This is a genomic window from Candidatus Neomarinimicrobiota bacterium, from assembly GCA_034716895.1.
Classification (GTDB): domain Bacteria; phylum Fidelibacterota; class UBA8477; order UBA8477; family JABMPR01; genus JABMPR01.
This window is the reverse complement of record JAYEKW010000123.1, coordinates 1-2,911: the sequence shown is the minus strand read 5'-3', so window position 1 is coordinate 2,911 and position 2,911 is coordinate 1. Positions and strand designations below refer to the sequence as shown.

Sequence of the window (2,911 nt, the reverse complement as noted above, 5' to 3'; positions counted from 1 at the left end):
ATATTGCATTCGGCATTTCCTAACCCGTTTAATCCAAGCGTTACGGTTCGATATGAACTACCGAAAGTATCAGATGTATCAATTACCATATATGACATGTTTGGCAGAAATATTTGGAACTTAAACGAATCTTTCAAACCGGCTGGATACTATTCATTGCAATGGAACGGTGACAATAATGAAGGGAACCAGGTTAGCAGTGGCGTGTATTTAATTTCTTTTTCCACGCCTGAGTTTAAAGCAGTACAAAAGGCTATTCTAATTCGTTAGGATATCTAAGAGATTGTCAAATACGCAGCCCCTGACCTCAAAACTCAGGGGCATTTATTTAGCACAGTCGAAACCCAAGCCCGACTAACCCCAAGCCGTCTAGCCAACTCAGCACGAGTCGAGCCATTCCCTTGTATGAGACGCTCATATTCTGCGTGCCTACGACGCACGCGCTCATTATTTGTTAACCTTTTGGGGCAGAGTTTAACGAACTGGCGCGTATGCGACAGAGTCCACTTTGGAATAAGGAGGCTGAGTTAATCGAAGCCTTTTGTTCTGCTGTCGAAGGCTCGGTCATTTTGTTCAAGCTTCATTTACCTCGAGCTGTGTATGGAGTATGCTCTATAGCATATCACCAGGTCTTAACAATTGATGACCTTCAAACACCGTGAGTATCTCTATTTGGTCATCGGTAACTCGATAAACGATTCGGTATGTCTTTTCAAATACTTCCCTAATCTGATCCGACGAAAACTCCGGTACAACGCTTCCCTTATACGGAAAATTGTAAACTTGATCACCACGGTCTATAAATCTATCGACAAATTTAATAGCACTGTCGGGGTTATCTCTCGAAATGAATTGCTCAATTTCGATGAGCTGTGTTATACCAATTGTACTTCCATCCAACCCATAGCTTCTGCATCTTTTTCCGTTTCTCTTCACTTAAAGTTTCCACCATAGCTAGGGCTATGCCTGCCTATGCCGAAGTCGGTCTCCGCGCAGGCAGGCAAAAAACTTGAAGCTTGACGAAACCGCTAGAAGTATCTGTGAATTCATGAAATGTGCCCTAAAACCATTAAATACAACCATATATAGTGAATACTCCTAAATCCATATATATCAACACTATGCGTCATTTCGATGAACTCAATACAACGCTCTGCGCGCTCTGCCTGCCCGCACGAAGTTATACGCAGGCGGGCGAGAGGGACTTTTTGCGAAGGCGTCAAGCTGGATAAACGAAAAAATATTTTGAATCTATTGGACCGTTTGGAAATGCATTTGGTATTAGAATCAGGGCAAATTTAATTCTTTGCAAAAAGTCGCGAAGGGGAGTAAACGAAATCCGTCTTTTAGTATATCTTTTTGACCTAAATGAACTTGATAAAAACGAGGAATATTTAAGCGTTTTTTAAAATATGGGATAGCCTGATTTAATTGTCGTTCACCTATTTTGGATTCTACCGCAAAAAGAGGTTGATTATTTTGCAAAACAACGAAGTCAATTTCTCGTTTATCGGTATCGCGAATGTATCGTAATTCCATGGGAATACCTTCAGTGTCTTCTTTGAAATGGCAATATTTTAACAATTGACAGGCTACCAGATTCTCAAAGCGATGCCCTTTATCTTCCACCAGAGACCAATCCCATAAATAAAGTTTTTGTTCTTTTTTTACAGCTCTGATTTTGGTGGTTCCCAAAGGAGGAATTCTAAACGAATAATACATTCGTTCAAAGATATCTAACCATCGTTCAGTAGTTTGATGAGCCACCTGCAGCAATCTCTGGATCTTGCGAATAGATAAAGGTGAGCCAACGCGATTGGGGAGTTCATTTACTAATAATTCCATCAAACTTATATCTTTAATAAATTCTAAATCCCGAATGTCGTCATATACTACTCGTTGAATTCTATCCCGTTGCCATCGTCTCCAAAACCTGGTTTGTCCTTTAAGGTGAGGTTCAGGGAATCCACCAAATTCTAATAAATGATCAACATCGGTCTGGGTGGGATTTGAATTTAGCTCACTGAGTGAAAGCGGGTGCAAGCGGTGATAATGATATCTGCCCTGTAGAGAATCTCCACCTTTTTTGTAATAATCCAAGCGGGCAGATCCAGTAATTAAAAAGGCAATATCTTTTTTGTATACGTCATAGAAGCCTTTTACCAAATTTCGCCAACGGGCATATTTATGTATTTCATCAAAAATTATCATGGACTGGTTCGGAGGAAGTTCACCATCAAGCAATTTTTTACGAGATTGAGCATAATCCCAATTGATATAGGCCGGATGTTTTTCACTGCCCTCAGACAAGAATGACAGGGCAAATGTTGTTTTTCCAACTTGTCGTGGGCCACCGACAAAAACCATTTTTTCTTTCAAGTCGTTGCCAACGATATTATGGATATATCTCTTGATATCAGTCATTAGTATTATTAACCTCAATACAAAATACTCATGAGTAATATTACATGCAATATAAATTAGTCTGATAGATGGTCATTCTACAGGAATAAGGTTTCAATCAGTCTGCGCATTACATGCTACGCCTGGACAAGTCAGTCTGCGCATTACATGCTATGCCCTGACAAGGAGCTGGTTCATTGATTTGCTAGTGGGCTTTCACGTAATTACAGAAAAAAAAGAGGTTCTTCCCCTAAATGCGTACCTGGAGTCGAGGATGTCAGGGATATAAGGGTATAGAGGCTGTGTGAGAATATGGACAACGCTTACCCCATGCTTTAGCTTGGTGGTATGATAACCTACTATTACCTAGAGCTTTAGCCTAGTATTGTTGGGCTAAAGCCCTCCTTTTTTTAAGGTTTTTATAACCCCCAGGCTGAAGCCTGGGGTAAGTATCAATAGTAACAGTACTATACGTAGACAACTAAAGCTAATGTTAGCAAGCAATTAT

Annotated in this window: 2 protein-coding genes; one reads left to right on the top strand and one right to left on the bottom strand. The window is 40.2% G+C overall.

Translation table 11 applies throughout. The annotated features are described in order from the left end of the window. Nucleotides 1-270, top strand: a 270-nt coding sequence (locus U9Q77_07890) for a FlgD immunoglobulin-like domain containing protein (protein MEA3287281.1), incomplete at its 5' end; no start/stop codon positions are given. A gap of 1,017 nt (nt 271-1,287) precedes the next feature. On the opposite strand, the gene U9Q77_07885 is transcribed toward U9Q77_07890, so the two are convergent. After that, a complete protein-coding gene (locus U9Q77_07885) occupies nt 1,288-2,424 on the bottom strand; it encodes an ATP-binding protein (GenBank protein ID MEA3287280.1) in 1,137 nt (378 codons plus the stop codon). Nucleotides 2,425-2,911 lie beyond the last annotated feature (487 nt).

Excerpts from the sequence above, each read along its gene's own strand:
- U9Q77_07885 (MEA3287280.1), bottom strand. The coding sequence starts at position 2,424 with ATGACTGATATCAAGAGATATATCCATAATATCGTTGGCAACGACTTG.